The organism is Alkalihalobacillus trypoxylicola (assembly GCF_001590785.1).
GTDB lineage: Bacteria > Bacillota > Bacilli > Bacillales > Bacillaceae_D > Alkalihalobacillus > Alkalihalobacillus trypoxylicola.
In genome coordinates this window covers 62,928-88,612 of sequence record NZ_LTAO01000034.1, presented here as the reverse complement: position 1 = coordinate 88,612, position 25,685 = coordinate 62,928, and the positions used below count along the sequence as shown (strand labels likewise).

Here is a 25,685-nt window from a genome sequence, read left to right as displayed (position 1 = left end):
AAAAACAGGAACACCAGTTCTTTTTTAGGGTGTAGTTGTCTGAAAATTAGATCTATTTTTGAGTAATGGAAAGGGGCAAGCGCCCCTGTGGTTAAGTATTATTCTTTTTGTGCACTGGCTTAACTACATGCTGCATACCTGTTTCAAAAGTCCACATCATAGCTTCTTGTAAGGCGAAATCATGGTCTGAATAAACTCGATTACCTTGAATCTTCCATCCCTCATCAGTTTCATAGCATACGCCCCATTTTTGATTGTCTTCGCTCATCCCTTTACCTCCTGTTCAAGTAGTTCTGGGTTCTCGTATATGTTACCAATAACTTCAAATAGATGATTTTCATTCCATAACGGAACGGCAGCTTTTCCATTATCTATCCACCAAGCGCCCTCAAACATTTTCACTTCACCTACAAAGATTCTTTTTTCTCCATAATCAAAAACCTGCCTATTTACGATATCTCTTTCAAATATCTCTGTCGCATTTACATCATCTTTAAGTCCTGTATATTGCATCCAACTACTATACTTTTCATTTTCAACGTTATCTGATAGAGCATTTAATCCTACAAATGACGGAATCTCTTCCCACTGAAACATACGTTTTTTTAATTTTGAATACACTCGGAACTTAATCTCTCTCATTGTTTACCTCCTAATGTAAAAAGGGGATGGCTCCCCTCTAATAGTTTTATGGTGTTTTCCTTACCCAAGGATGCTTTTTGATTAAATCATTTATATCAAACCAATATTCTTCTGATTTTATGTCGTTTACATTTCTAGTTTTAACGTGATCTTGGTACCCTTCTTCCGAATAAAACAGTTGTCCTCCGTCTTTAAAATTAATAATCCATCCACTTTTCATTAGTATCGCTCCTTTCCGTAATCTCGATTTAAATCTTTAGTGACTGTCCAACATTCATCACGAAAATCCATATCTTCTCTTGCTTTTTTCCAAGCTTCCTCAGCATCTGATATATTTTCAAATACACCCACAACATCAATCCTATGGTCTTGTAAATAGTGTTCGTATAATACGACATATACCTCCATGTAACCCCTCCTTAATGAGCGCAATTTTGCGCTTATTGCCTATGATTCATTTCGAGTACATTATTTGGTCAGACTATTCAACATCTTTATCAAAATAACTCCACATATGGCCTGTCATCTCATCTTTAAATTCAATGTGTCTCTTTGCTTTTTCTTCATCATTGAACACCTTATCAATAAATGTTTCTCCACTATAACTATCTACAAAATAAGTAATCCAAACTTTCAAATATCTCACTCCCTTGTTTCATCATCTCTCTGGATGTAGTTCTTTACTTGGTCATACTATTCACTATTTATAGATAAAGGGCACTCACCGAGCACCCTATATAAAAAACAAGCCATACACCGTTAACATCACCCATATGCCACATACGGTACAAAAGCCTATCCTCTTCAATGTCATACCTTTATCCCTCGTTTAGATAAGATAAGCTTAAGCGTGTCACTCGTGGCGTTTATTACATCTCTTAGATGGATTAAGATATCATCCTTTTTGTAGTAGACATATCCCTCTTGTAAGATGGAACTCCCGTGAATGGCATAGCATGTCTCTACTCGAATACGGTCGCTAATGACCGTTTCAAATCCTACTACCTCATACACTTTGCCTTGGTGCCTAATATTTAACACGTGAGTCACCTCTCTCCTCTAATATCAATATCAATTCACGATTGGAGAGTGCCACATGGTCGAAAATCACTTCTGAGCTTTCGGTTATTTCAAAGTTATAATAATCAATCACTAAGATTGCATATTCAGAAATAGCAAGGATTCGTACACTTATTTCTCCACAGCTGATATCGATAACCTCATGTTCCTCATTGCCATGCTTAATCGTTTTTGGTACACTACTCATATATAATCATCTCCAGTGGTTATATGGGGAGCCTGCACTCGTATATGCTTAGGCTCCTTTTTTAACTCCATTCAAATAATTAATCGCTTTGCTTGCTTCATCTTTTGTGAAATTAGCCATTTCATTGTTCGTGTTTAAACGTTTCTTCAATGTCGCATAAGCTTCTTCAACGGTTATTTTCGTCTTTTTAGCCACTTCTTCAGTTAACTTCTTTACTAAATCTAGTTGATTATCACTAGCAGGAGTCGAATTCCCTTTTGAATATCCATTGTTTCTTTCATCTGTGCCTGTATCTGTTTCGGGGTCATCACCGGTAGGAATCATGAATGCTTTCATCATGGCGTATTTTTGAGCACCTGTAATAGCTTTGTATATCGCTTTATCTCCTGCGTCTTGCCCTTCTCCTGGTACTTGAAAACATATTTCCTCACCTGTATCGCCATCGTAAAAAGTAAATTCCATTACAACTGTAGCGATATATTCGATGTTACCCTTATGATTCTTGTGTTCTCTAACTGATTGATAAGTCATATTAGGTATCATCATGATATTTTCATCTGCTAAAATTTCACGAACTTTCTCAGCTACGTCCGATTCCAAAACATAGTTGTACTTATGGAATTTATTAAACCCATTCTTAGGAATACTCTTAACTTCTTTCATTACACGAGCTAGTTTCTTAACCAACTTCCGTTCCTCAATCATTGTCATCCTCCTTTTGATAACGTGGCAGAATCCTTAAATGCTCTATCGCTTCTTCTAAAGCTTCGATTCTTTCATCACACATTTTTATTGTTCGGTATGCGGTGTTTTTCTTGCTGCGCAACTCTTTTAATTCAGATTCTAAATTCTCAATAACTGTCATAGTATCGACTCGCTTAATCTGACGTATTTCGGCTTGTAAATCTTCGATAGACGTTCATTCCAACAATCTTCATCACAAAGGTACTCGTCGGCTCCTTCGTCTATAATGGCTTCATCTAAAGCGTATAAGTCGGTGTTGCATTCGCCACACTTAGCGATAGGGACAGGTTCATTACGATAGTAGCCTGTTATATGGCGGTCTAACTCTACAGCGTTCATGGTCATCGCTCCTTATTTCCTAAAATTTTTATGATGTCATGGCTATACATTAAATCCTCGCTATCTAAATGAGAGGGGTATACGATAGTCACTTCATCCCCTAACTGGTGGTGAGCTAAGTCAATCATGATAATGTTGCCGTCCTCCGCTTCACAAAAGGCTTCACTCTCAAAGGATTGAGTCCATCCGTACTTATCAAATGATTCGATGGTACAATCGGATGTGCTGAGATTAAGAGATAGTAGAGATGTGGCAGTGTATAGGGTTGCTAGTGTTTTTAACATGGTTATGGCTCCTTTATTGGTTATTCAACATTCGAGCTTTCATAGTTTAGATAAGAGGACTCGACTTCCTCAGAAATCCCTAATTCATCCGCTAACGAGAATATAACTTGTGCCGCCGTCTCGTCATGAGGTGCATTCATTCCATTAGCAGCAACTAACTGTTTGGCAAGTGCATTTATAACTTTAGATATCGTCATTACGCCACGCCCTCCTGCAATTGGTCTAACGCTCTCTCTATTGCATCTAACTGAGGTTGAATGTCGTAACCCATCGTTAAGTTAAACAGTTCGTCATAGCTTACCTTGTACTCAAAAAGGGTTAATCCGCTCTTGTTACAAAGAAATGTGATGGTTACATATTTATTAATCTGGCAATGTTCCAATTTAACGTGTGGTAACATCTCAGCCTTTTCCATGATACGAGCTAATTGTTCAGTCACCAGAAAATACCTCCCCTCTATATTTGATTTGGGTCATGCATTAAAACAGCCCTTGCACTATGTGGAACTAAATGTTTAATCTCATGTTCCTCGGTGTATAAGTACCACTCAGTATGAGCCTGTGATTTACTACGAGCATGAAAAACCATGTAATATTCCTCGCGATAACCTTTCTTATTTTCGACTTGATAATATACGTAGTATTCTTTCTTAAGTCTTTCTTGAGTAACTGCAGTCATTTGATACCCTCCTTATTCATAATCTTCTGAATACAAATCAGCTAACTTTGTACTTATTAACCCAACTGAAGAATTCATCTCTGTTAACTCGCTTATTTCTGCCCATTCTGATTAGAGGAAAGTCTTTCAATTCCATAATCTCGTAGGCGTGACGTTGAGAAACTCCTAATATTTCCTGTATATGTTTCGCCTTTAAAAAAATGGGATAATCTTCAACCTTTTTAAATTCCATAATTTACACCTCCTTGTTGACCTATTTGTATAATCGTATCGATAAGATAGGAGGTCACTCGCAGAGACCCCTAAATGTGGAGCGATTCGAGCTGCCAAAGTTGTTGACAGCGTACGCTTGTTATTTTCGATGCGACTAATGTAGTAAACACTAACACCGACAAGTTTAGCGAGGTCTGCTTGCGTCAAGCCTTTTTCAAGACGATAGTGCTTGACCTTGTTCAAGTTATCACCTCTTTTCACTTGTTTGCGTTATGTTTACCTTTCTTAATTTTATTATACATGATTATACAAATAGGTCAACATTAAATTTTAGATTATGGATACAATTGCAAAAATAATTTTACAAATAGGTATATAAAGGATTATTATTAGTCTGTTGATATATATAGGAGGGATTACGTTGGACACGTATGAAAAAATAGGTAACAAGATAAAAGAAACACGAGAAAAAAGAGGTAAAAACCAACACTGGTTAGCTGATCAATTAAGTGTTTCTGTCAGTTATGTTTCCCACTTAGAAAGGGGAAAAAGAAAAATTAGTATTGAATTACTAGAACAATTAGCTGATATTTTCAACGTAGACTTAACGCATTTCCTAACGGAGGAAGATGCTGTTTTTTTATCCAATGAAGAAAAAGCCTATCTCTCATTTGGACAGAAAATGAAGGAACAAGGAATTGACATTAAAGATGTTGAAAAATGGGTCCAAATAGCGAAACAACTAAGAGATGTCGATTAATGCACTATTTTGACTGAAATTGTCCGAAATGTGCAATACAACCATTTTCCTACCTATGATATGATAAAATGAGAACAGGCGTTCTTGTTTTCTACTAAACATCTTGGGGGGATTCTATGAAAGGTAGAGTAAAAATTGAAATCGACGAAATGCCGAAGGACTGGTTTATCATCACTGATGATATGATAATCATTGGAACAAAGGAGGATGATTAATGAAAGGTTACTTCCGAAAACGAGGAAACAGTTGGTCATTTACGATTGATGTTGGACGAGACCCTGAGACAGGTAAAAGGAAGCAGAAAACTCAATCTGGGTTTAAAACAAAAAAAGAAGCACAGTCTGCTTGCGCTTCTCTCATCGACAAAATAAACAAAGGTTATTCATTCGATAATCATAATGTAACTGTCGGACAATTTATTGATCATTGGCTTGAACACGTTGCCAAAAGGAAAGTAACTGAAAGAACACTACTAAATTATACCAGAGCTTTGGACAGACGTATACGACCTTATATCGGAACATTAAAATTAACTGAATTAAAATTACATCATGGACAAAAACTAGTAACTGAATTTCTAGAAGAAGGAAAAAGTGAAAGATATATCGAATACACATTCACTTTATTTCGAGGTTCTTTAAATTTTGCAGTTAAAACAGATATTCTACAAAAAAACCCTTTAGAACATCTTGAGTTACCCAGACCAAGACAAACTAAAAAAACCACTTGGTCAGCCGAAGAAATTAAAAGATTCATGATTTTCTCTAAAACAGAGAACCCATATTATATGGTTCCTTTATTGATTGCTGCTAGAACAGGCATGAGACGAGGGGAAGTTCTTGGTTTAAGGTGGGACAAGGTTGATTTCGAACGAAAAAAAATCACAGTAGAGTATTCATTAACGTTTAATGAACCAACTAAACAATTCATTATGGTATCCCCCAAGACAAAATCATCATATAGACAAATATCTATAGATGATGACTTAACCAATGAATTGAAAAGGCACAGGAAGCGCCAATTAGAAATGAAAATGTTATTAGGGGCAGACTATGATGATAGTTGGAATTTAGTTTGTTGTTCTACAAATGGTCGTCCAATGTACGGTCGTTCATTAGCTCATCATTTTGATCACGTTGCCAAAAAAGCTGGTTTAAAAAAAATAAGAATTCACGACTTAAGGCACTCTCACGCAACCATGCTTTTAAGAGAAGGAGTAAACCCTAAAATCGTATCGGAACGTTTAGGGCACTCTTCAATTAAAATGACCTTAGATGTTTATTCTCATGTCACATTAGATATGCAAGAAAAAACAGCAGATATCATAAAAAATATCTTAAATTTTTAATTGTGTGGTCAAAATGTGAGCATTAACAAAATTCAGTAACGCAAAACCCTATTGCTTCAAGGTTAATTGCGTTACTGACTCCACATGTGTCGACTGCGGAAACATATCCACTGGCTGGACCTGCTTGGTTTGGTAGCCGCCTTCTTCTAGTACCTTTAGGTCTCTGGCGAGTGTGGCGGGGTTACAGGAGACATAGACGACTCTCTCTGCCTTCATTTGGATAATGGTTTCTAAGAGCTTTTCGTCACAGCCTTTTCTCGGTGGATCGACAACGAGCACCTCGGGACGAACTCCTTGGCTGTACCACCAAGGGATAACCTTTTCAGCTTCGCCAACGGCAAAATCAACATTATCTAATGAATTGATTCTGGCGTTATGCTTTGCATCACTTATTGCTTCGGGTACGATTTCGACACCAAGTACTTTCTTAGCCTTTTGAGCGAGGAATAAGGAAATCGTCCCTATTCCACAGTAGGCATCAATGACGGTTTCATGTCCTTTTAAGTCGGCATATTCTAATGCTTTTTCATATAGTACCTGCGTTTGTACTGGATTGACCTGATAGAAAGAGCGTGCTGAAATCGCAAAACGAATGTCACCAATATAATCGTGAATATATTCCTCTCCCCAAAGAAGGAGCGTTTTTTCTCCAAAAATGACATTGGTTTTGTTTCCATTAATATTTTGCACAATCGAGGTCACCTTAGGTAGAGCCTCTTTAATATCATCAATGATATTTTGTTTATGAGGAAGCTCCTTTCCTCTTGTTACAAGAACCACCATTAGCTCTCCTGTTTTCTTTCCATACCTAACGACCACATGACGCAGTGTTCCTCTATGCTTTTCCTCATCATAGGGCTTGATTTGATATCGAGCGGCAATTTCCTTAATCGCCTGGATAGCGATATCATTTTCTTCCTGTTGGATGATACAATGATCCATATCAATAATACGATGACTTCTTTTTTGATAAAAGCCTGCGATTAATTGACCATCTCTTTCTCCGAATGGAACCTGTGACTTGTTACGATATTTCCACGGCTCTTCCATTCCTAAAGTAGGATAGACAGGAACATCTTTAATTCCCCCTAAACGCTCTAGAACATTCACGACTTGATTTCGTTTAAAATCCAATTGAGCCTCATAGTTTAGATGCTGAATTTGACAGCCTCCACACTCATGAAAAATCGGACAAGGCGGTTCAATTCTACTTTGAACCTCTTCTTTAACCGTTAGCAATTTAGCAAAGCCGTAGCCTTTATTTGTTTTTAAAACCTTTGCCTCGATGACTTCTCCAGGAATGGTATTAGGGATGAATAAAGCGTAGCCTTCAATTTTGGCTACCCCTGCTCCCTCATGAGTCAAATCCTCTATTTCCACAGTGACGATATCATTTTTTTGTACTGGTAATTTCTTTTGATTCATCTTTATAGCCGCCCTTTATCTTTTTGCTATAGATGATTGTAGCACAGTTTTACGAAAAGATGAAAAGCGCCCATCGTTATTCAAATTTTTGACTACGCAGGCGATTGCTGTGTACACCAACCACTATTAAGATGAGTTCTGATAAAGGTAGCCGGAATTCCTTTATTCTTAATTGGAACGTAGCCCCTTCTCCTCCATTTTTAACTCGATTAAAAAAAGCAAATACACTCCCATCTGGCGTGATGATTTCATATGATTTGGCTCTCACATTTGCTTCTATTTTGTATATCCTTTTATGTGGCTTACTGTATTGATACGTTTCAGACAAGATTTTGGAAACAATGACTCCCTTTCTTTGGAGAAAGCCTATTTCCTTATCCTCTGAATCCGCTATATTCCAATTAGAGGTTGAGCCTCTTACATATCCCTTTAGCTCGTTTTTTTCTTGCTTGTCAATAACCGTTGCTTTTTGTAAGGAGGAGCCGTGAAAGCTTAAAGTAGCGAAATGCTGATTTTGGTCATCCATAATATCTACAGCATTTTTCAGATCTGATGGTACTTGAAAGTAAAAGGATTTCTCTTCAGCTTCCATATCTACACCTCCACTCTCTATTTTTAATGGGCGCCACCACTATTCGAAGCAGCTGCCTTTCTTTTTTGAATGGCATTGACACCCATCACCACTCCAATCAATTCCTCTGTAGAAATATTATTTGAATGGTTTTGTAATTCATATGCCGCTGTTAAGAAGTAAGAACTTACTCTTTTGAAATCAGCGACTACTTGCCCACTCGCCATATCTGTAACTTGATAGTCTTTTGAAAAGGCTAAAGAATGAATACGATATTCTTTTCCATTTGCTGAAAGATAGGAGTACTTTTTCTTCATTGTAAAAAAAGGTGTTTGCAGTCGTCCTAGCTGCTTTTCTTCAGCATTTAAAACGAGCCACTTATTCGAAAAAGCAGATTGAAACCTTCCCTGTATTATTTCAATTCCCTCTGCATTTAAAACAGAAACCTTTGTCAAAAAAATTGATTTTAAATCAAGTGAACCGACTACATTTTGATTTTGGTCATATATATCCGTTACTCCTGTAGAGAAAAAATTGTCTTTTATATAAATCGTTTGCTCCATAGTAAAAATCTCCTTTTTACTAATTACCTCAAATAAGTTGATTTAATTCACGAAATTCGTTTGGAGAATAACCAGTCTGTTTTTTAAAAACTCTCCATAAATGAACATTGTTTGAATACCCGACTCTTTTTGAAACATCTACTACTTTCATATCGGTTTCTAATAGAAGTCGTTGAGCTTGATTAACTCTAACTGTATTTAAATAATTAATGAAAGTCACCCCTATCACTTTTCGAAATATTCGACTTATATATTGTTCATTTAGGTTAAATCTCACCGATAACAGGGAGAGTGAGATATCTTCATAATAGAACTGATTAATATATCCAATCATTTCAGCGACTTCATGTTTAATAAAATATTGGTCTTTTGTATAGATGTTTTGTTGCGAATTATGTTGTTTTAATAGGCGATTACTTTCAATAAGCAGTTGGATCAATAAATGTCGAATATAAGCGATCGAATCATCATGATTACTCTGATATTCATCAAGAAGTTTTCCAAAAATATAACTAAAGGAATTCGTTTTATTCGAAGGGATACTGAGAACATGTGGACCGTTATAAAATAATAGTTTTAATAACATCTCTTCATTTTTTGTTAAAAAGGAATCATGAAAGTTTAAAACAATCCGTTTTAAATTTGGAGCATCGCTCACACGTGTTTTATGTACCGTATTTTTATCAATAAAAACGAGACTGTTTTCGTGAACAATATAGTGATCATCATTTATTAAATAGGTTCGCTCACCCTCGATTAAGTAAAAAATTTCATAATCATCATGTAAATGAAAATGTTTCATTTCATTCATTGGACTACTCTCACTATTATAATTCATATAAAAAGATTTCTCCCTTAAAGATACATTTAATTTACGCTCCACTTTATCCCCCCTAAAATAGTGAATACCTTATATAAACCTTTAAATAAAATTTATAAAAAACCTTTAAATTAATGAAAAAAGAGTCTATTTAGACTAGATATTAAGAAGTATTATCCATTTTTTGAGAAGAATATAGGGCAGGTGTGACAAATATGGGGTTCATTTCATTTTCTAAACCTTTCAAGTTTTTCGTCCTACTATGCTGATAAAATCATAGTATGGACAACATTATCAAACATAAAATAACCCCTTAAAGCACTTTCTCAGCTGCTTAAAGAGGTTTTAAATGATAAATTTCTAATTAAATATAATCTGTTTTTTTCTTAAATAACGGACAATGAGGACGGTTCCACCTAGAGCGATAGATAATAAACCGATTACAACCCAAAGATATGCGTTTGTTGCCGTATTAGGAAGCTCTACTCCTGCTAGCCCTTCTCGCTCTCCTGAATTTCCTGCTCCTCCTGAACCTCCTGTGTCTCCCGAGTCTCCTGTGTCTCCCGAATCTCCTGTGTCTCCCGAGTCTCCTGTGTCTCCCGAGTCTCCTGTGTCTCCTGAATCTCCTGTGTCTCCTGTGTCTCCTGTGTCTCCTGTGTCTCCTGTGTCTCCTGTGTCTCCTGAATCTCCTGTGTCTCCTGGCTCTTCTGGAGTTTCTGTGTCCTCTTGACTAGTCATCGTCGTACTAATATTTGAAAACTGTGCAGTGTTGTAATTATTTATTGCACTTGAATCATTCGCGGACTCTACTGCAAATCCTACATAAGCTACATCATTTAATTCAATATTCTTTGTTCCAACCTCTGTCCAGTTTTCCCCGTCAGGAGAAGCATATCCACTTATTTCATTTCCGCTACGAACTAGCTTTAGCCAATAGGGAATGTTGGTAGATAATAAACCTGGTATATGAAGATCAGGGTAGCTGTGATTATTTAACGTATCAATTGTTTCTCCATCTACTAGCCTTGATGAGAGGTTAATAGTGTATGGTGTTCTCGATTCAATTCGGTCTGATTTAATATAAGATGTGCTTAAAATCGCTGTTGCTGCATCTCTTTCTAAACTCGATCTAATCGTAATCCCAGCAATTGCATTATTATCAACAGCTGTTATTGAATTAATTTGGGCTATAAATTCACCATCACCCTCAAGTTCCTGATAGGCAAAATGGAAAGCATCACTTCTCGCCGTTATTCTTCCCGAGCCTTTTACTGTGAGCATTTCCTCCTCGTCCATTGACGTATTGCCTTCAATTCCAACATCCCCTATGTCTACTGCTCTCCAACTAGTACTATTTAAAGGGCTATTAACATGAATAGGTGCTGAGGTTGATTGTGTTTGGTTTCCTTTAGTATCGGTAACCCGAATACTAACAAAATGAGTTCCATCAGAAGCATTCTCCCAATTAAAGTTAAATGGAGCAGCGGTTGCTTCTCCTAACTTTTCTGACCCATTAAAAAATTCAACTTTTTCTATTTCATTAGTACTTTCAGTATTCGTTGTAATCTCTATATTGTTACCAGCCTCATGGATAGAATTTAAAGTAGGATTTGTCATTTGTGCAACAGGATTTTCAGCCGAGTGCTCCATATCGGCTAATGAATTTAAATAAAGCTCCAAATTCGAATACCCACTGTCTGTTATTATTTTTCCATCTTCAGGATTATGTGGGTCTAATCCATTGGCAATTTCCCATTCATCAGGAATACCATCTCCATCACTATCTATTAGTGCAGGCAAGGTTTTTAATTCTGGATAACCCCCTACTTCCTCTTCTGTATTTATAAATCTACCTGTTCCATTGATGATGTCTTGTACAATTCTCGCATCAACAGCATCCCTTTTAGGGAGAGTTGCACCTGCTTTATATAAAACTTCATTATAAATATCTGTTGCAGGCTTAGGCTCTCTCAGTCTGCTTTCCGGGAACGGTATGGGCTCTGTTCGAATAGTAGCATCATCAGCAGGATTAAAAATGCCCTTCGAATTATCGGCAGTTACATCCGCTTCGCCATCCATATAGTTTCCGGAAACATACCATGAACTAGGACTACCATAGACTCCTGGATTCACTATTACACGTTTTTTATCTTCTCTTGTACCAGGTCCTGGCTTCATATAGTTATTAACCACATTTACATCTGAGAAATTCCCACCGTAAATAGAGTTCGTCGACCAGTTATAAATAAGATTATTCTGCAAATCTACCGTTGTTTGACCAGGTGTAGAGCCGCCTATACGAGGGTTACGATTCGTATGCGTTGCAATGATGTTATTAAAATAGGTTGCATTTTTCCCTCCAAAGATACCCCCATACCCATGTTTTCCTTTTTCATGTCCTGACATTGTTAAACTTTCACTAATGATGCTGTTTTGAACGGTAATATTTTCACTTCGATAGATTGAAAAGGTTTCATCTGTAGCCCAGCTTGTTGATACATGATCAATGATAATATCTTTTGTATCCACACCATCAATTGCATCAGGTTCAGATGTAGCATTTGCAGCACCAGGACGTACTCTCAAATACCTGATAATAACATTTTCTGAACCACCTATAGATAGTCCATAATTAGCTAATGTAATTCCATCACCTGGAGCAGTCTGTCCAGCAATTGTGACATTTTTTAATCGAACACTTAAATCGTCTTTTAAATAAATCGTCCCTGATACAGCAAAAACAACATTTCTATTATTTTCAGTTAAAGCATGTCTCAAAGAGCCTTCTATTGGAGTTTCTCCTGGACTATAATCCTCTAAAGTAGTAACCGTATAGACATCATGTCCTCTTCCACCCGTTGTATATTTCCCCCCGCCTTCTGCTCCTGGAAAAGCAGCCATTTTACCTGCTATTTCTTCTACTTGAATAGAGAATACATCAGATGGTGTAGAACCTTTTGCATTATTTGCTTCAACAATAAAATAATAGGTCCCATCTCTGACAACATCAATTTTTGTGTAATTGATTACAAGATCTATTGCACCTACTACTTCTTCAAAAGGTCCATTCGGATCAGTTGCCATTTTCACGGTATATGAGCGGGCAGAATTTACAGGCTCCCAATTCAAAAATATAGACAAATCCTCCGTACTTATTTCTACATTTTCCACTTTTTCTGGTGGATTGTCAGGATTAATTAGCTCCTCATCTATTCCTTCATATACTTTTAAATTATCCATGTAACTTGATATAGCTGGAGTACCTGGGGCCATCGTAACGACTCTAGTCACTCCCGTGGCGTTAAGAAATCGCCAATTATATGTCGGCTTTACAACATCATTTATGACCGGTGTTGCTTGTTGATTTTCGGGATCAACTAACATTTTGACGTTATACCACGTATCTAGTTGAAAATCATCTACTAGAATTTCATGCCCTCCTGGTATGGAGTAACCGAGAATGTTTTTCCCATCAATCGATCTTAATTCAATTTCAGCCGCAACCGTACTACCATCTAAAATCCGTAAAACCTTTGTGGCATGTCCAAAAGTCTCTGCCATAAAATCAAGCTCCACTGTGAATGGTTCTTCTTGTCTTGGAATATCCTTTACGACCGCTACAGCTGAATCTCCAAGATCTTCAATAAACACTACATTCCCATTCTCACTTAACGGATCCTCTACTACTCTTGGAATACTTTTAATTGTGCCTTCTCTATTCCAAGGATCGACTACACTGTAGTTATAATCTGATGGAAATTCTTCTACAGCCGTATGTAACGGTATATCTTCAAAATCATCATTGACTATATAATCGAGATCAGTCTCATTTGCAGACAAACTTTCTTCTGCAATAGAAATACTATTCATCGTTGTCGTCAATAATATAATTGATAAAAATATAGCAAAATACTTTCTAATTCTATCCATCTTAAACCTCCTAAAATAAGTGATGATATCCTTTATTTAAAGTGGATTCTAACTTCTGTTACGATCAGAATATAGAAAAAAGAAATATTGAATATGGAAAAAATTAGACTGATAATAATAAGTTCGGACTAAAAATATTAGTAAAAATATCCTTTTAAAAAGATGAAAGCTTACAAAATCTACTAAATAAAGGAATTTTACTATTTTTAAGATTTGTTCCTCCTTTCTTCTATTAATCTTACTAAGAAAGCGTTTACATTTCTTGTCCTACTCTATTCATTTAACTATCATTTTTAAGAATTTCCATAAGACATAAGTGGCTGATAACGAATATAATTCGTCGGTAAAATTAATAGTGATGGGAGGCCGACTCCCTCAGGAGGAAAGGACAGGTTCGGCTTGCCGGTTAGTTCAACGCCCTTCTGCGGAAAAGTAGCTGATAAAAAAATAGCTTGATCCATCTGAAAAAAAGTGGGAATGAATAAACTCAATTCATCCCATTAGAGCTAAATCTCCGAGTAACAGGTCAAAGAACTGGTTCTATTCACCTTAAAAGAGCTAGAATACCAGCTAAGAGGTAAATAAACTGACTCTTTTCACCCGAAAAGAAAGCCATCACTAAAATACGTAAAAAGAAACTTCCCCTTCCGTCAAAGGACAAATGGAAAATTTCCATTTGCTCTGAATAGATTTGGAACCTCTCACTCGCAAAGAAGTTTTTTGGCGAGTCGCATAATAGAATGTGACCCTATAGTCTCAAGACTAAAAAAAGAGCTTCGTCACCGTTTGTTAGATGACAGAGCTCTTTTTGTATGATTCTTAATTTTTAATGATTCTCTTTCTTTTCAGAGCGTTCTTTTGGTGTGAGCATTTGAAAATGGTGATAGAGATTCACAAATTCTGATGGTAGGGCACCACCGTGTTCACCATCTAAATTTAATTGCATATCCTCACCCTCAACATGAACCTTAATTCGATTCGCTTGAACATAAATGACCTTTGATGAGCTAAGGTGCTCTCCTCTTAGTGCTAAGCTTGCTAGGTGTAAAAATTCAGGAAAGCTTACTTTTTGTACAATAAGCAAATCAAAAAGTCCATCCTGTAAGGAAGCATGAGGTGCAAGCTTTTCAAAGCCACCAACCGAATTAGAGTTCGAGACTAAAAACATCATAATATCGCCTTCGAACAGCTTCCCATCATACTCAATAGAGACGGAGGTTGGTTTAATTTGAGGCAGCTTTTCAAAGCCTTTTATATAATAAGCTAATTGACCAATCATTGTTTTTAATTTACTTGGTACCTCATAGGTTAATTCCGTTAACGTACCAGCCGCTGCAATATTAATAAAGTATTTGTTATTCACTTTTCCTATATCAATAGGTTCAACATGGTCACCACATAAAACGTCACAGGCTTTTTCAATATCCTTAGGAATACCTAGAGCTCTAGCAAAATCATTGGTTGTCCCTGCAGGAATTAATCCGATCATCGGTCGATTCTCAAGATCGGCAAGACCATTAATGACTTCAAAAATCGTTCCATCACCGCCAGCAGCAATGACCAAATCATAACCGTTATTCGCCGCTTTCTCTGCCGCTCTTTTCGCACACCCTTCTCCTGTTGTTGCATGAGCGGATGTTTCATATCCTGCTGTTTCTAGCCTTTCTAATACATAGGCTAAATTTTTCCGAATTTGTTCACGACCTGAAGTTGGATTATAAATCAGACGTGCTTTTTTCATACAGATCCCCCTATTTTGACAGTCCCCACGGCTTACTGAAAGCATGACTCCCTTTACCGTTTGAAATTTTTAGGATTACCTTTATTTTTATGTTTTTTAGAATAGCTGATAAGCAATGGTCCATACAAATACATTTCAAACACTTCGTTATGTAGATACTATACTTGTTAAGTCCCACCATCTCATACAAAAGACTTGACCAGAGGCCAAGCTTTTCAGATCCATTCCACATATTGTAAAGTTATTAGATACCATCTATTCTACATCATAACAAGGGAAAACTCCAAATTTTAGCTATTTTACTAACCTAATGCCTTTAAAAGGCGCTGTTTCTTAAGGAGAGGTGTAGACCATCACCGTATGATTAGTAGAAAAGTGTATAGAGTGATCGCCATCACCTATTTGATAGCTCGTACCCGCTACATCCTCCTGATTAATCATAAATTGATCGCCTTCTAATTTTAAGTTACCACTTTCTTGTACATACGCTTCTATACTTCCATTATGCTTCACATACCAATCTGATGTAAGATCTCGTGGGTGAAGGGAAATACTGCCTCCGTTATCTGTGCTTCTTACTTCTAATTCTAATTGCTGCGGGATGAGAACGGTAGACTGAACCATTGGTTGATAGGACCGAATCCCTTTTGTTGAAGGAAGTGATTTCAAAGACATATAAAGGGTATTTCCTTTTATTTGTGTTTGTAAATAATCCTCAGCGTTCGTTAATTTCTGTGCTTCTTCTAAATTTTGATAGGTTCCGAACACCTCTACTGCTTCAGCATCAACGGCTTCAACATTAAGGTGCTGTCCGTTTAATTCTATAACTACACGATCATAATCCTCGTTTAATTCATCACTATAGGTTGGCAAATCATAGGTAATCTCTGTTTGATGGGCTATCGTATATTTTAATTCCTCCATTAATCCTGATACGGATAAAAACATAAAGCTTAATGCAATGGTTCCGATGATTCCCACAAAAAAGATACTCAAGAAATCATATTTGATTTTCGCTTCTTTTTCATCCTTTCTTTTTAAATAAAAGAGCATCTCTGCCCCCACAATAATCAATAAAAATGGCCACCATGACATAAATAAATCATACATGCTTACATTGAACCAATTAGAAGCCACCAAAACAATTCCTAACAGAATTAAGGTGATTCCCATTGAGAATGAACCCACTCTCCATGTTCTCATACTTACACCTCTCCTTTATTAGCGGAAGCTGACTTTTTCTTCCCCGCTAATAAGTAAATTCCAGCACAAATTAATAATGTGCAAACAATAAATGTCTGAAAATAGTTATAAAACCAATAATGTAAATCCATCTGGAAGTACTGATAAAACATTTCTCCAAACGCATTAATTAACACTTGGTCGAGCAAATAATAGACTCCTAAAAGAATCGCTCCAATTCCTAGCCACTTTTGATAGTTACGAAAGACCGTAAAAACAGGAACATCCTCGAGGTTTTGGTCGTATTGTCCGACCTTTTGTAAGGCATCAAAAAAGCTAAAAAACCAAATAATCGGAATGAGGAACAAAAACATCGATAAACGTAATAAATCAATTAAAAATAATCCGACTAAAAATAAAGCCATTAATTGAATCCCTCTTTGCTGTAAACCTAAGTAAAGATGGCCAGCGCCAGGGAAAATGGCAAATAACATAGCAATCGGCTTACTCTTCCTGCCGATACGATTTTCTTCAATATCATCTAAAATAGAACGGTCGATGATTTCTTCGCCCTTTCCTTTTTTGTTTAAGAATTGAGTCACATCAAATAGATTAAATATCCATATGATAGGCAAAAGTCCCAAAAAAGCAATAAAAATTCCTCTTCCTGTAACAGCGACTGTAAATATAACCATTGTAATTAAGCCAAAAAATAAAGTCATTAAAGTTAATCCACGGTTCATTAATCCTAATTGCATATGCCCTAAGCCTGGTATTAGTGACATAAAGGTAATAAATAATCGGTCACTTTCTTCCTTTTTCTGTCGTGATGCTTCCAGCTCTTCCCCACTTTGTACAGAAATCGTTGGATTTTGCAGTAAGCTAATCACACAATGGATTAATTGAATGAACCAAATAAAGATACCGATTACGACAGCTATAAAAGCTAATTCCAAATGAGCAAGTACAAACAAGCTAAAAACAGCTGCGGCAATCAGGAAAAATATCGGAATAATATACATAAACGCCACAATAGGCCTTCTCAGGTAGAAGAACCCTCCTCCTGGTATTAGAGATAAAAAGAAAGCTATAATATTATTTGGTCTGTTCATCACCCTCACTCCTTTCTAAGTTGGTCCACTCTTCAATCGTTATCGTAATTTTATCTAATAAACGCTCTGAAACCGATATTTCTTCTTTTTCATGAATAGTATTCATCATGTCATTTTCTTCTGCATTGGACCCAAAAGCAATCTCCTCAAAAATACCAGATGACATGAGGATAAAAGTTAAGGATGCTGCAATAACGTAATGGAGGAGGGTTTGTTTTTTCCTACCTTTTTGAGTAGAGGATTTTTTCTTTTGTGCTCCTTCTTTATTCCTTCCATTTTCATAGCCGACATTCCCATCTAACACCTTAATTGAATCTTCCTGCTTTAATGGCTTTCGTGCTTTGGCAGCAGGTTCAATTTTTTGCATAACCGAATCAATAAAGTCATCTGATTCGTTTCTGCTAGGCTCTATGCTTACCTGAGCTAATGATTCCATATAGTCTTGCAAGCATTGATCACACGTATATAAATGCTCCTCCATCTTCAGCTGCTGATTTTGTTGAACTGTTCCGTTTATATAAAGAGTCCAATCTTCCTTTGTATAATGGTTGCTATTCATCGAAACTCCTCCTCCTTCCATCTTTCCTTCACCCATTTTCTTGCCCGATAAAGCTTGGTTTCTATTGTTTTCACTTCTACCTGTTGTTCTTTAGCAATTTCCTGATAGCTTTTTTCTTCTATGTAAAAAGCAATAAGTACCTTTCGATAGTTGATGGGAACCGTGCCTATTTTTTCATGGACAAGGCGTTTCGTTTCTTTCTTCATTAAGTGCTCTTCAATATCGCTAGAAGAGGTGGAACCTTCCCAATCACCTAGCTCTTCTTCTTTTCTTCTCATTCTTTTTCTTCTTTCATCAATCGCCATATTTACAGCTATCCTAGTAATCCATGTTTTAAATCCTCGTGCTTCATACTGGGGGAGAGCATAAAACACACGGACAAATACATCTTGAGCCAACTCTTCGGCGTCCTTTGGATTTTTGATAATAGGCATAATGGCCGCTATAACATAAGCTCTGTGCTCTTGCACAATCTGACGAAAAGCAAGCTCATCGCCTTCCTTCGCCTTTTGTATTAAATCCTCCATTTTAGGCAGCTCTCCCCCTTTCTCTCTGTCTATATGATTAGACGATGTAATGTTATGTTTCCCCTACAGTTTTTATAAAAATTTATAAGTGAATCCATTTCATCATTCATATCTTATAATGAAAACCGGACGATTTTTTGATTTTCACTTTAGGTAGATGCTTACCCAAGGGCTTGTCTTCAGCTCATCCTTTGGGAGTCACTACCTATTGTTACAATCAACAAGTTAATTCACAAACATTTAAAACATATTTTATAAGATACGTTCGGTTTCATTCGCTTATAGAGCAATTATGAAATTCACTCAAGTGTAAAAAAATCCATAATCAAACATCCTTCGTTCAACTCTCTCAATATAACATTAATCGATTTATTTAAATTCATTATGGCTGAAACTCTTTTTGTTGTGATGGTGAAAAGAGTACTTAAAAAAGCCGACCTCCCTTTATCGGAAATCGACTTTTTGCACATTAATATTCTGTTAACTCAATAAATGGCTCATAATCATAGATAGAGGAGAGCATGGGGTCACTATAGGCGGTATCCTTTAAGAATTCATCTATTTCTATTGATTGCGCTAAATGGTCCAGTCCTTGGTCAAGCTCTCCTTGTTGGACAAGTACTACACCCTTTCCATAATATCCAATGGCTTCATTTGGAAATTCTACTATCATCTCGTCATAAGCTTCTACTGCTTCATTATAATTTCCTTCATATAATAGCAGTAAGCCTTTATAATCCAAAGCATACAGTTTATCCTCTGTTGAGAGCTCAATAATTCTGTCTAAATAAGGTATCGCCTCACTGTACTCACCTAATTCCTCATGTGTGCTAACCAGATAAAATAAGGCATCTGTATCTTCAGGATACACTTGTATGTATTGCTCTAAATAGGGAAGAGCTTGTTCATCCTCCATTAAAAAGTACAGGGAAACTCCTTTTCCATAAAGTGCAAAAGGTGAACTATCGTCAATTTCTAAAGCTTGATTATAATACTCAAGCGCATTTTCATATCTTTGAAGGCCGTAATGAGCATTTCCCATATTAATAAATTGCTCTGGCTCCTGATCACTCATATCAATCGCTTTTTGGGCAGCAACAATGGCTTGTTCATACTCTCCTAATTCATTTAATGTCAAGGCTTTGTTATTGTATGCCGCGTCCATTTGATCATCTAATTCAATCCCTTTATCCAACGATTGCAAGGATTCTTCATATTGTCCGACATAATATAGCAAAAGTCCTTTCTCATTATGCAGTATCGGATCATTTGGATATTTTTCTAACCGCTCATTGACATCTTCTAAAGCTACTTCATATTGTTCTTCTTCATACCATTTGTCATAGGTTTCTCTTGGAAATTGGCGGTCGACATCGCTGCTGAGAAGCTGACAACCAGAAAGAATTAAAAATAATGCCATTAAAATTCCTAACTTAATTTTCATATTTCCCCATCTCCTTTTCTTGATGTTGAGTCTTCCATTCTATTAATTAGCAGATATGCTATTGGTAAAAAAAACCTTTAACTAAATCATAACAATAGAGTTAATAAACGACAACTTTATTTATAACGATTTAATTCCCCTTATAAAGTCCTATAAAATCATTTATTTTTTACTAAAGGCTTTAGACAGTTCAATATTTAACAATGATTCTTAATCTCGTCATAATCATTAGACATTAAAGTCTAACTCCCATCTTTCTTCAGTGACTTCTTTATTTGAAAGAATTTTAGTTTCTGATTCCTTTAAAACAAAACCAAATTTTTCATATATCCTCCGTGCTGATTGTAGTTCACTATTCGTCCAGAGGTAAATATTTTTATATCCTTTTTCCTTACAAAAGTTAATGGAGGTTTCTATTAATTTCCGGCCGAATCCAGTGCCTCTAGCATTAGGTTCAACAAGAAATAAGCCCAATTGTGCCGTTGTTTCATTCAATTTATTTATACTGACAGATCCGCTATTTTTCTTGTCTATCTCTAAAATAAATATCATTTCGTTGGAGTCTGACCTTTTTATAAATCCGTTTACTTTGCTTTCTACAAAGTCTCGAAAAGATAAGTCATATCCAAACTCTTGATTATAAAGCTCATAATGAGATTTTACGATGTAATCTTTATCTGATAATCTATAATTCCGTATCATATTAATCACCTTTCGAAAGTAAGTCTTAGTCATTTTTTAAACAGGAGTTAACTCAAGGGGTCTTTAGATTTTTCTTCTCCACTCTTCCTGTAAGATTGCATAATAATATTCATCCCACCATTCAGTACCATTCGGAATACATTTTTTAAAGTATCCTTCTCTTCTCATACCAACCTTCTCCATTACTTTATAGGATGGAGTATTTTCGGGCTGACAGGTAGCTATAATTCTATGCAACCCCTTTTGATTAAAACCATAATCTATAACAGCTTTTGCAGCCTCTGAAGCATACCCTTTATTTTGAAATTTACGGTTAAACACCCAACCGATTTCGTATGTATGGTCACCAAAATATTTACAAAAAACGATATGTCCTATTAGAAGGTTTTCTTCAACTAAAAATACGGGGAATTTTTCTGCATGAACATCTCTATTTTTATCAACAAATTCTTTAGATTCACTTTCCGTAAAAACTCCCTCAGGAATATATTTCATCGTATTCTTATCTGAAGTATATTCATAAACCGCTTTCCAATCCTTATTTTCAAATTGACCTATCATTAACCTCTTAGTTTTTATATGCATAAATAATCCCCTCCTAAATGCGCGTGACTTATACGGATTTATAAATCTATCGATAATGGATTAGAAACTTTTAATAGTACAAAAACGTTAATGCATCAACATGTCAGCATTTCTGTCAGAACAAATCTTTTAATGATAGAGACAAAAACACAGCAAAAAATGATAATGTAATAGACTGTGACAGACGCAATGCACTTTATCCTATACCTTAATAAATAAGGGAGAAATCTTATGACATCCATTGGTGAAAAAATAAAATCAGCAAGACAAGAAAAGAAGTTAACTCAACAGGAATTAGCCAATCAATTACATATTTCAAGATCAGCCATTTCTAATTGGGAAAATGAACGGAATTATCCAGACTTACAAACAGTTATTCACTTAAGCGATGTTCTAGAAATCTCCTTAGACGATTTATTAAAGGAGGATACAGGATTGGTAAATGAAATACATTATGACCAAAGGAAAAGTAAAAAAAGATCGCTAGCATTAAAAATAATTATTCCACTTTTTATTCTATCACTTCTTACGACTGCTTTTTTACTTTATCAGGAGGTATCGACTGTTCAAAACACACTTGCTCCAAATATAAAAGAAACGATACATTTGGAGAATCCGTCTACTGGAAGTGAATGGATTACTGTTGATTTTAATGGAAATGATTTTTTAATGTTCGAAGGGATGTTTTGGGATAAAGAAATAATCAATGAAGCTAATAGTCATTCAACCTTAGAAGTCCAAATCAGAGAATATCAAACAGATACAATAATAGAAAGTTTTTCAATAATTCCAGGAGAAAGCTATCAATTTGACTCTCTTAAAAATAAGGTGAGGTATAACGTTGAGGTAAGGGGCCACAACGGAACATATTTTTTGAATATATATTAATAGAAAAGAGGGCGGGACTAAACTCTACGAATGAATGATTGGACCATTTTAGGTCCCCGCCTGTTCGCTCCCCCAAGACACTTCGCGTCCGGTGGGTGGCGCCGAACTAACTTTTTTTAAAAGTGGATTTCGGCATGGCCACTTCCTCCCACTGGAGTCTCCGTGTCTTGTGTCCGCTAGCTTGCGCCTTTCATCTACTCTTTCAAAAAAACCCTCCATTTTCACAGTGAAGAGGGTTCATGGTTCGTTCTTGATGTTTGCATACATTACACACATCATTTCAAGTTTCGCAATAGGATTTTCTTTAGAAGCAACTTCTGTCCCATCCCTTTTTTGATTATTAGGGCTTCTATCTAATTTATCCAGCAAATGTAATGTAAGCTATTTCATCATCCACGGTTTGAAAAAAGAGCGATTGCACATTCAACTACCTACCGTTTCAATCAATGAGTACATTTTTATCATAGATGTTCGGTTTCGTTCACTTATAAAGCAATGATAAAGATGAAATGGATTCTACCATTTAAAGATTCCTATTTTTGTTAGAATTCTATAAAATGAATCTATTGGTTAAATTAGAATTTATAGGTGGGATATGTAATGGATAGAATGTTTAAATGTTTCGCAATAGGGCTGATATTAATTTTTGTTATTCAAGTACTACACTTTTTTGCTGTGTTATCAGATACTACTTTTATTAGAAACGGTGAGGTTGTTGCTTCTCCTATTAATTTTACTTATTTTATCATTCCTACTATTTTCTTTTCCTCAGGAATAATCATCTTTTATTTATCAGATAAAAGCTCTTTTAAATCCTTTTTCAGTAAGTTGATTCCTTAATTTTCTTTTCCTTTTTTAGACAGGATTTTACTTTCATTTGTTTTCTTCATCACATCTAATTATTTGCACGCAAAATCGTCGCTTTTCAGAAAAAAATCTAGGCTGTTCCTTTATTTATGGTGGTTGTCATTGACCTGTTTTTCATATGCATGCTACAATATCCTAGAATGATTTTCATTATCACTTATTAAACGATAAGAAGGGGGGATAAGATGATGAGCTTTATTCACCTTGAAAATGTTAGCAAAAAATTTAATCCGTCTAATTATTCAGCTGTAAATTCGGTGAATCTTGAGGTGAATCAAGGTGAAATCATAACACTTTTAGGTCCTAGTGGGTGTGGAAAAACAACAACCCTTCGAATGATTGCAGGGTTTGAACAGCCTACAAGTGGTCGCTTGCGAATCGACAGCAAGGAAGTGTTTGGAGAACATGTCAACATACCACCTGAAAAACGTGGTATTGGAATGGTTTTCCAGGATTATGCCCTATTCCCTCATTTAACAATAGAAAAAAATGTAGCATTTGGTTTAAATAGATGGAAACTTCTTGATAAGAGAAAACGAGTAAAGGAAGTACTTGAACTTGTCGGATTATCTGAATTTTCAAAGCGTTATCCTAGTGAATTATCAGGAGGTCAGCAGCAGCGAGTCGCATTAGCTCGTGCTTTAGCGCCCAAGCCTCACCTTGTTTTAATGGATGAGCCTTTTAGTAACCTTGATGCAGGATTACGTGAACGAATGAGACATGACGTTACATCCATATTAAGAAAATCAGGTACAACAGCTATCATTGTCACTCACGATCAGAAGGATGCATTTGCCGTATCCGATCAAGTGGTGGTCATGAAGGATGGAATTATACAACAAATAGCTTCTCCTAAGGAAATGTATCGCTGTCCTGCAAACTGCTTTGTTGCACAATTTGTTGGCAAAACTAATTTATTAGAAGGAAAAGTCTGTGCCGATATGGCTCATGTTCAAACTCGAATTGGAATGGTTTCTTTATCATCTAAATCGTCAGAATTAATTGAGAATGTACGACTCTCTATTCGACCTGAGGGGTGCTTAATTGGTGACAATGGCCATTATAGTGGTCATGTTCAGAAAGTAACCTATAGTGGAGAATATCAAGAGCTCGAAGTTATTCTTGGTCATGATCATAGCACAAGTGAAACGATGCTTGTCTATGCCCCCGTCGAGCAAGATGTTCATGTTGGAGCGAAAGTTTCTTTTGATATAAAACCTGAATCAGTTGCATTAGTTGAAGCTTAAGGCATTAGGAAGTTTCTCATAAAAGCAGGAACTTCCTTTTACATGTGGAAAAATAGTCAGAAAAATATTGACAATAACCAAACTCTTTGTGATAATGATAATCATTATCAATTATGACGTACTGGAGGTACATAAAAAATGAAAAATAAACTTTCTTTTCTTATCATTTTGTTACTTAGTTTTATTCTTGTTCTAACAGCGTGTGGTAGTAATGATGCTGACACCAATACGAATGATGATGCAGAAAACGAACCCTCTGAAGAAGAAACGGATGAGGTCACTACTGATGAATCTGGAGAGCTTGTTGTATATTCTTCTCGTAATGAGAACTTCGTCAATGCATTATTGGACAAATTTACTGAGGAAACAGGCATTGAAGTACAAGCCTTACATGCAGGTGATAATGCCATTAGCCGTCTAAAAGGAGAGGCTAATAATGTACAAGCTGATATTTTTATCTCAAATGATATTGGTGCTCTCGAAAACCTACGTTTAGAAGGCATTTTAGAAGGTTCCGATCCTGAAAATATAGAATCTATTGAAGAAATCTATCGAGCAGAGGATAATTCTTGGTTTGCATTATCTGCTCGTACGCGTGTTTTAATGTATAATAAAGACTTAATTACAGAGGAAGAAATGCCTAAAACGATTGAAGAGCTTATCAACCCTGAATATGAAGGTGAATTTGCGATTACACGTGGTGGTAATGGGGCGATGATTGGTCATGTTTCTGCTCTCCGTAATGAATGGGGCGATGACCAAACGAAAGAATGGATCGAATCCGTTAAAGATAACGCGGGAGCCATTATGCAGGGTCATGGTGATATTCGTCGTGCGGTTGGATCAGGAGAGTTTAAGTTTGGTTTAGTCAACAACTATTACTATCACCAACAGTTGCAAGAACCAACGGATAATAATGTTGGCGTTATTTACCCTGACCAAGGTGAAAATGAAATGGGTGCTGTCGTCAATGCAGCTGGAGTTGGTTTAGTCAAAGACAGTCCTAACCGTGCAAGTGCCGATATTTTCTTAGATTGGATTTTAGAAGAAGAGAATCAGCGTGAATTTTCATTTGAATCATTAGAAGTTCCGATTAATCCAAATATTGAAGCGGTTGAAGGTGCAGCTACTATTTCTGATTATAAAACACATGATATGCCTTTACGTGATTTAGGTAAAGTATGGGAAGATACACGAGCTTTGATTGAAGAAGCTGGGCTTGATTTAGACCTTTAATGATTAAAGAG

General features: G+C 36.2%; 34 protein-coding genes. 6 read left to right on the top strand and 28 right to left on the bottom strand.

Annotated elements, in window-relative coordinates; all coding sequences use genetic code 11:
* Nucleotides 1-91: 91 nt before the first annotated feature.
* The 15 genes from AZF04_RS21280 to AZF04_RS20770 form a co-directional block, all read right to left on the bottom strand.
* Nucleotides 92-268 (bottom strand): hypothetical protein, encoded by a 177-nt coding sequence (locus tag AZF04_RS21280; RefSeq protein ID WP_156479526.1) that lies wholly within the window; start codon nucleotides 266-268, stop codon nucleotides 92-94.
* Nucleotides 265-642 (bottom strand): YopX family protein, encoded by a 378-nt coding sequence (locus tag AZF04_RS15820; RefSeq protein ID WP_061949566.1) that lies wholly within the window; start codon nucleotides 640-642, stop codon nucleotides 265-267. The genes AZF04_RS21280 and AZF04_RS15820 overlap by 4 nt, the downstream gene beginning before the upstream one ends.
* A gap of 46 nt (nucleotides 643-688) precedes the next feature.
* Nucleotides 689-862 (bottom strand): hypothetical protein, encoded by a 174-nt coding sequence (locus AZF04_RS21275; protein WP_156479525.1) that lies wholly within the window; start codon nucleotides 860-862, stop codon nucleotides 689-691.
* Nucleotides 862-1,050 (bottom strand): hypothetical protein, encoded by a 189-nt coding sequence (locus AZF04_RS15815; RefSeq protein WP_061949565.1) that lies wholly within the window; start codon nucleotides 1,048-1,050, stop codon nucleotides 862-864. Before AZF04_RS15815 ends, AZF04_RS21275 begins: the two co-directional genes overlap by 1 nt.
* A 73-nt stretch (nucleotides 1,051-1,123) precedes the next feature.
* On the bottom strand, nucleotides 1,124-1,279 hold the full coding sequence (locus AZF04_RS21270; protein WP_156479524.1) for a hypothetical protein: 156 nt from the start codon (nucleotides 1,277-1,279) through the stop codon (nucleotides 1,124-1,126).
* A 173-nt stretch (nucleotides 1,280-1,452) separates the two neighbouring features.
* Nucleotides 1,453-1,683 carry a hypothetical protein gene (locus AZF04_RS15810; protein WP_061949564.1) on the bottom strand — a complete coding sequence of 77 codons (231 nt, stop codon included), beginning with the start codon at nucleotides 1,681-1,683 and terminating at the stop codon, nucleotides 1,453-1,455.
* Entirely contained in the window at nucleotides 1,670-1,909 is a 240-nt protein-coding gene (locus AZF04_RS15805; RefSeq protein WP_061949563.1) for a hypothetical protein, read from the bottom strand. Before AZF04_RS15805 ends, AZF04_RS15810 begins: the two co-directional genes overlap by 14 nt.
* Before the next feature lie 48 nt (nucleotides 1,910-1,957).
* Nucleotides 1,958-2,614, bottom strand: coding sequence for an ERF family protein (locus AZF04_RS15800; protein WP_061949562.1), 657 nt, complete (start codon nucleotides 2,612-2,614; stop codon nucleotides 1,958-1,960).
* On the bottom strand, nucleotides 2,607-2,774 hold the full coding sequence (locus tag AZF04_RS21265) for a hypothetical protein (RefSeq protein WP_156479523.1): 168 nt from the start codon (nucleotides 2,772-2,774) through the stop codon (nucleotides 2,607-2,609). The genes AZF04_RS15800 and AZF04_RS21265 overlap by 8 nt, the downstream gene beginning before the upstream one ends.
* A gap of 220 nt (nucleotides 2,775-2,994) precedes the next feature.
* Nucleotides 2,995-3,276 (bottom strand): hypothetical protein, encoded by a 282-nt coding sequence (locus AZF04_RS15790; RefSeq protein WP_061949560.1) that lies wholly within the window; start codon nucleotides 3,274-3,276, stop codon nucleotides 2,995-2,997.
* A 20-nt stretch (nucleotides 3,277-3,296) separates the two neighbouring features.
* Entirely contained in the window at nucleotides 3,297-3,473 is a 177-nt protein-coding gene (locus AZF04_RS21260) for a hypothetical protein (RefSeq protein WP_156479522.1), read from the bottom strand.
* Nucleotides 3,473-3,715 (bottom strand): hypothetical protein, encoded by a 243-nt coding sequence (locus AZF04_RS15785; RefSeq protein ID WP_061949559.1) that lies wholly within the window; start codon nucleotides 3,713-3,715, stop codon nucleotides 3,473-3,475. Before AZF04_RS15785 ends, AZF04_RS21260 begins: the two co-directional genes overlap by 1 nt.
* A gap of 17 nt (nucleotides 3,716-3,732) precedes the next feature.
* Nucleotides 3,733-3,954: a hypothetical protein gene (locus AZF04_RS15780; RefSeq protein ID WP_061949558.1), complete on the bottom strand. Its 222-nt coding sequence runs from the start codon at nucleotides 3,952-3,954 to the stop codon at nucleotides 3,733-3,735.
* Nucleotides 3,955-3,991: 37 nt separating this feature from the next.
* Complete coding sequence (locus AZF04_RS15775; protein ID WP_061949557.1) at nucleotides 3,992-4,186, bottom strand: MerR family transcriptional regulator; 195 nt, start codon at nucleotides 4,184-4,186, stop codon at nucleotides 3,992-3,994.
* Complete coding sequence (locus AZF04_RS20770) at nucleotides 4,147-4,428, bottom strand: helix-turn-helix transcriptional regulator (protein ID WP_082795328.1); 282 nt, start codon at nucleotides 4,426-4,428, stop codon at nucleotides 4,147-4,149. Before AZF04_RS20770 ends, AZF04_RS15775 begins: the two co-directional genes overlap by 40 nt.
* A gap of 160 nt (nucleotides 4,429-4,588) precedes the next feature.
* On the opposite strand from AZF04_RS20770, the gene AZF04_RS15770 reads away from it, so the two are divergent.
* Nucleotides 4,589-4,927, top strand: a complete 339-nt coding sequence (locus AZF04_RS15770; protein ID WP_061949556.1) for a helix-turn-helix domain-containing protein — start codon at nucleotides 4,589-4,591, stop codon at nucleotides 4,925-4,927.
* 214 nt (nucleotides 4,928-5,141) lie between these two features.
* The gene (locus tag AZF04_RS15765; RefSeq protein ID WP_061949555.1) at nucleotides 5,142-6,275 is read left to right on the top strand and encodes a site-specific integrase; all 1,134 of its coding nucleotides are present in this window, start codon (nucleotides 5,142-5,144) and stop codon (nucleotides 6,273-6,275) included.
* A 48-nt stretch (nucleotides 6,276-6,323) separates the two neighbouring features.
* Here the strand turns inward: AZF04_RS15765 and rlmD are convergent, their stop codons facing one another.
* The 13 genes from rlmD to AZF04_RS15700 all read right to left on the bottom strand — a co-directional run bounded on the left by rlmD (nucleotide 6,324) and on the right by AZF04_RS15700 (nucleotide 21,436).
* Entirely contained in the window at nucleotides 6,324-7,700 is a 1,377-nt protein-coding gene (rlmD, locus tag AZF04_RS15760; protein ID WP_061949554.1) for a 23S rRNA (uracil(1939)-C(5))-methyltransferase RlmD, read from the bottom strand.
* 76 nt (nucleotides 7,701-7,776) lie between these two features.
* Nucleotides 7,777-8,292, bottom strand: coding sequence for a hypothetical protein (locus tag AZF04_RS15755; RefSeq protein WP_061949553.1), 516 nt, complete (start codon nucleotides 8,290-8,292; stop codon nucleotides 7,777-7,779).
* A 23-nt stretch (nucleotides 8,293-8,315) separates the two neighbouring features.
* Complete coding sequence (locus AZF04_RS15750; protein ID WP_061949552.1) at nucleotides 8,316-8,834, bottom strand: LURP-one-related/scramblase family protein; 519 nt, start codon at nucleotides 8,832-8,834, stop codon at nucleotides 8,316-8,318.
* 28 nt (nucleotides 8,835-8,862) lie between these two features.
* Nucleotides 8,863-9,717, bottom strand: a complete 855-nt coding sequence (locus AZF04_RS15745; RefSeq protein WP_061949551.1) for an AraC family transcriptional regulator — start codon at nucleotides 9,715-9,717, stop codon at nucleotides 8,863-8,865.
* A 297-nt stretch (nucleotides 9,718-10,014) separates the two neighbouring features.
* A complete protein-coding gene (locus AZF04_RS21255) occupies nucleotides 10,015-13,584 on the bottom strand; it encodes an Ig-like domain-containing protein (protein WP_061949550.1) in 3,570 nt (1,189 codons plus the stop codon).
* 826 nt (nucleotides 13,585-14,410) lie between these two features.
* Entirely contained in the window at nucleotides 14,411-15,325 is a 915-nt protein-coding gene (locus AZF04_RS15735; protein WP_045484776.1) for a diacylglycerol kinase, read from the bottom strand.
* Between the two features lie 333 nt (nucleotides 15,326-15,658).
* The gene (locus tag AZF04_RS15730) at nucleotides 15,659-16,528 is read right to left on the bottom strand and encodes a LiaI-LiaF-like domain-containing protein (protein WP_061949549.1); all 870 of its coding nucleotides are present in this window, start codon (nucleotides 16,526-16,528) and stop codon (nucleotides 15,659-15,661) included.
* Between the two features lie 2 nt (nucleotides 16,529-16,530).
* Complete coding sequence (locus tag AZF04_RS15725) at nucleotides 16,531-17,619, bottom strand: hypothetical protein (RefSeq protein WP_061949548.1); 1,089 nt, start codon at nucleotides 17,617-17,619, stop codon at nucleotides 16,531-16,533.
* The gene (locus tag AZF04_RS15720) at nucleotides 17,603-18,178 is read right to left on the bottom strand and encodes an anti-sigma factor family protein (protein ID WP_061949547.1); all 576 of its coding nucleotides are present in this window, start codon (nucleotides 18,176-18,178) and stop codon (nucleotides 17,603-17,605) included. Before AZF04_RS15720 ends, AZF04_RS15725 begins: the two co-directional genes overlap by 17 nt.
* Complete coding sequence (locus tag AZF04_RS15715) at nucleotides 18,175-18,705, bottom strand: RNA polymerase sigma factor (protein WP_061949546.1); 531 nt, start codon at nucleotides 18,703-18,705, stop codon at nucleotides 18,175-18,177. Before AZF04_RS15715 ends, AZF04_RS15720 begins: the two co-directional genes overlap by 4 nt.
* A 469-nt stretch (nucleotides 18,706-19,174) precedes the next feature.
* Nucleotides 19,175-20,149, bottom strand: a complete 975-nt coding sequence (locus AZF04_RS15710; RefSeq protein ID WP_061949545.1) for a tetratricopeptide repeat protein — start codon at nucleotides 20,147-20,149, stop codon at nucleotides 19,175-19,177.
* A 228-nt stretch (nucleotides 20,150-20,377) separates the two neighbouring features.
* Entirely contained in the window at nucleotides 20,378-20,851 is a 474-nt protein-coding gene (locus tag AZF04_RS15705; RefSeq protein WP_061949544.1) for a GNAT family N-acetyltransferase, read from the bottom strand.
* A gap of 63 nt (nucleotides 20,852-20,914) precedes the next feature.
* Nucleotides 20,915-21,436, bottom strand: coding sequence for a GNAT family N-acetyltransferase (locus AZF04_RS15700; protein WP_061949543.1), 522 nt, complete (start codon nucleotides 21,434-21,436; stop codon nucleotides 20,915-20,917).
* Between the two features lie 231 nt (nucleotides 21,437-21,667).
* Here AZF04_RS15700 and AZF04_RS15695 point away from each other — a divergent pair, with 231 nt between their 5' ends.
* From AZF04_RS15695 to AZF04_RS15680, 4 genes are all read left to right on the top strand, one after another.
* Nucleotides 21,668-22,324, top strand: coding sequence for a helix-turn-helix domain-containing protein (locus tag AZF04_RS15695; protein WP_061949542.1), 657 nt, complete (start codon nucleotides 21,668-21,670; stop codon nucleotides 22,322-22,324).
* A gap of 600 nt (nucleotides 22,325-22,924) precedes the next feature.
* On the top strand, nucleotides 22,925-23,164 hold the full coding sequence (locus tag AZF04_RS15690) for a hypothetical protein (protein ID WP_061949541.1): 240 nt from the start codon (nucleotides 22,925-22,927) through the stop codon (nucleotides 23,162-23,164).
* Between the two features lie 215 nt (nucleotides 23,165-23,379).
* Nucleotides 23,380-24,438 (top strand): ABC transporter ATP-binding protein, encoded by a 1,059-nt coding sequence (locus AZF04_RS15685; RefSeq protein ID WP_061949705.1) that lies wholly within the window; start codon nucleotides 23,380-23,382, stop codon nucleotides 24,436-24,438.
* Between the two features lie 138 nt (nucleotides 24,439-24,576).
* Nucleotides 24,577-25,674: an extracellular solute-binding protein gene (locus AZF04_RS15680; protein WP_061949540.1), complete on the top strand. Its 1,098-nt coding sequence runs from the start codon at nucleotides 24,577-24,579 to the stop codon at nucleotides 25,672-25,674.
* Nucleotides 25,675-25,685: the final 11 nt, after the last annotated feature.

Excerpts from the sequence above, each read along its gene's own strand:
- AZF04_RS21280 (WP_156479526.1), bottom strand. The coding sequence starts at position 268 with ATGAGCGAAGACAATCAAAAATGGGGCGTATGCTATGAAACTGATGAG.
- AZF04_RS15820 (WP_061949566.1), bottom strand. The coding sequence starts at position 642 with ATGAGAGAGATTAAGTTCCGAGTGTATTCAAAATTAAAAAAACGTATG.
- AZF04_RS21275 (WP_156479525.1), bottom strand. The coding sequence starts at position 862 with ATGAAAAGTGGATGGATTATTAATTTTAAAGACGGAGGACAACTGTTT.
- AZF04_RS15815 (WP_061949565.1), bottom strand. The coding sequence starts at position 1,050 with ATGGAGGTATATGTCGTATTATACGAACACTATTTACAAGACCATAGG.
- AZF04_RS15805 (WP_061949563.1), bottom strand. The coding sequence starts at position 1,909 with ATGAGTAGTGTACCAAAAACGATTAAGCATGGCAATGAGGAACATGAG.
- AZF04_RS15800 (WP_061949562.1), bottom strand. The coding sequence starts at position 2,614 with ATGATTGAGGAACGGAAGTTGGTTAAGAAACTAGCTCGTGTAATGAAA.
- AZF04_RS21265 (WP_156479523.1), bottom strand. The coding sequence starts at position 2,774 with ATGACAGTTATTGAGAATTTAGAATCTGAATTAAAAGAGTTGCGCAGC.
- AZF04_RS15790 (WP_061949560.1), bottom strand. The coding sequence starts at position 3,276 with ATGTTAAAAACACTAGCAACCCTATACACTGCCACATCTCTACTATCT.
- AZF04_RS21260 (WP_156479522.1), bottom strand. The coding sequence starts at position 3,473 with ATGACGATATCTAAAGTTATAAATGCACTTGCCAAACAGTTAGTTGCT.
- AZF04_RS15780 (WP_061949558.1), bottom strand. The coding sequence starts at position 3,954 with ATGACTGCAGTTACTCAAGAAAGACTTAAGAAAGAATACTACGTATAT.
- AZF04_RS15775 (WP_061949557.1), bottom strand. The coding sequence starts at position 4,186 with ATGGAATTTAAAAAGGTTGAAGATTATCCCATTTTTTTAAAGGCGAAA.
- AZF04_RS15765 (WP_061949555.1), top strand. The coding sequence starts at position 5,142 with ATGAAAGGTTACTTCCGAAAACGAGGAAACAGTTGGTCATTTACGATT.
- rlmD (WP_061949554.1), bottom strand. The coding sequence starts at position 7,700 with ATGAATCAAAAGAAATTACCAGTACAAAAAAATGATATCGTCACTGTG.
- AZF04_RS15755 (WP_061949553.1), bottom strand. The coding sequence starts at position 8,292 with ATGGAAGCTGAAGAGAAATCCTTTTACTTTCAAGTACCATCAGATCTG.
- AZF04_RS15750 (WP_061949552.1), bottom strand. The coding sequence starts at position 8,834 with ATGGAGCAAACGATTTATATAAAAGACAATTTTTTCTCTACAGGAGTA.
- AZF04_RS21255 (WP_061949550.1), bottom strand. The coding sequence starts at position 13,584 with ATGGATAGAATTAGAAAGTATTTTGCTATATTTTTATCAATTATATTA.
- AZF04_RS15735 (WP_045484776.1), bottom strand. The coding sequence starts at position 15,325 with ATGAAAAAAGCACGTCTGATTTATAATCCAACTTCAGGTCGTGAACAA.
- AZF04_RS15730 (WP_061949549.1), bottom strand. The coding sequence starts at position 16,528 with ATGAGAACATGGAGAGTGGGTTCATTCTCAATGGGAATCACCTTAATT.
- AZF04_RS15725 (WP_061949548.1), bottom strand. The coding sequence starts at position 17,619 with ATGAACAGACCAAATAATATTATAGCTTTCTTTTTATCTCTAATACCA.
- AZF04_RS15720 (WP_061949547.1), bottom strand. The coding sequence starts at position 18,178 with ATGAATAGCAACCATTATACAAAGGAAGATTGGACTCTTTATATAAAC.
- AZF04_RS15715 (WP_061949546.1), bottom strand. The coding sequence starts at position 18,705 with ATGGAGGATTTAATACAAAAGGCGAAGGAAGGCGATGAGCTTGCTTTT.
- AZF04_RS15710 (WP_061949545.1), bottom strand. The coding sequence starts at position 20,149 with ATGAAAATTAAGTTAGGAATTTTAATGGCATTATTTTTAATTCTTTCT.
- AZF04_RS15705 (WP_061949544.1), bottom strand. The coding sequence starts at position 20,851 with ATGATACGGAATTATAGATTATCAGATAAAGATTACATCGTAAAATCT.
- AZF04_RS15700 (WP_061949543.1), bottom strand. The coding sequence starts at position 21,436 with ATGCATATAAAAACTAAGAGGTTAATGATAGGTCAATTTGAAAATAAG.
- AZF04_RS15695 (WP_061949542.1), top strand. The coding sequence starts at position 21,668 with ATGACATCCATTGGTGAAAAAATAAAATCAGCAAGACAAGAAAAGAAG.
- AZF04_RS15690 (WP_061949541.1), top strand. The coding sequence starts at position 22,925 with ATGGATAGAATGTTTAAATGTTTCGCAATAGGGCTGATATTAATTTTT.
- AZF04_RS15685 (WP_061949705.1), top strand. The coding sequence starts at position 23,380 with ATGAGCTTTATTCACCTTGAAAATGTTAGCAAAAAATTTAATCCGTCT.
- AZF04_RS15680 (WP_061949540.1), top strand. The coding sequence starts at position 24,577 with ATGAAAAATAAACTTTCTTTTCTTATCATTTTGTTACTTAGTTTTATT.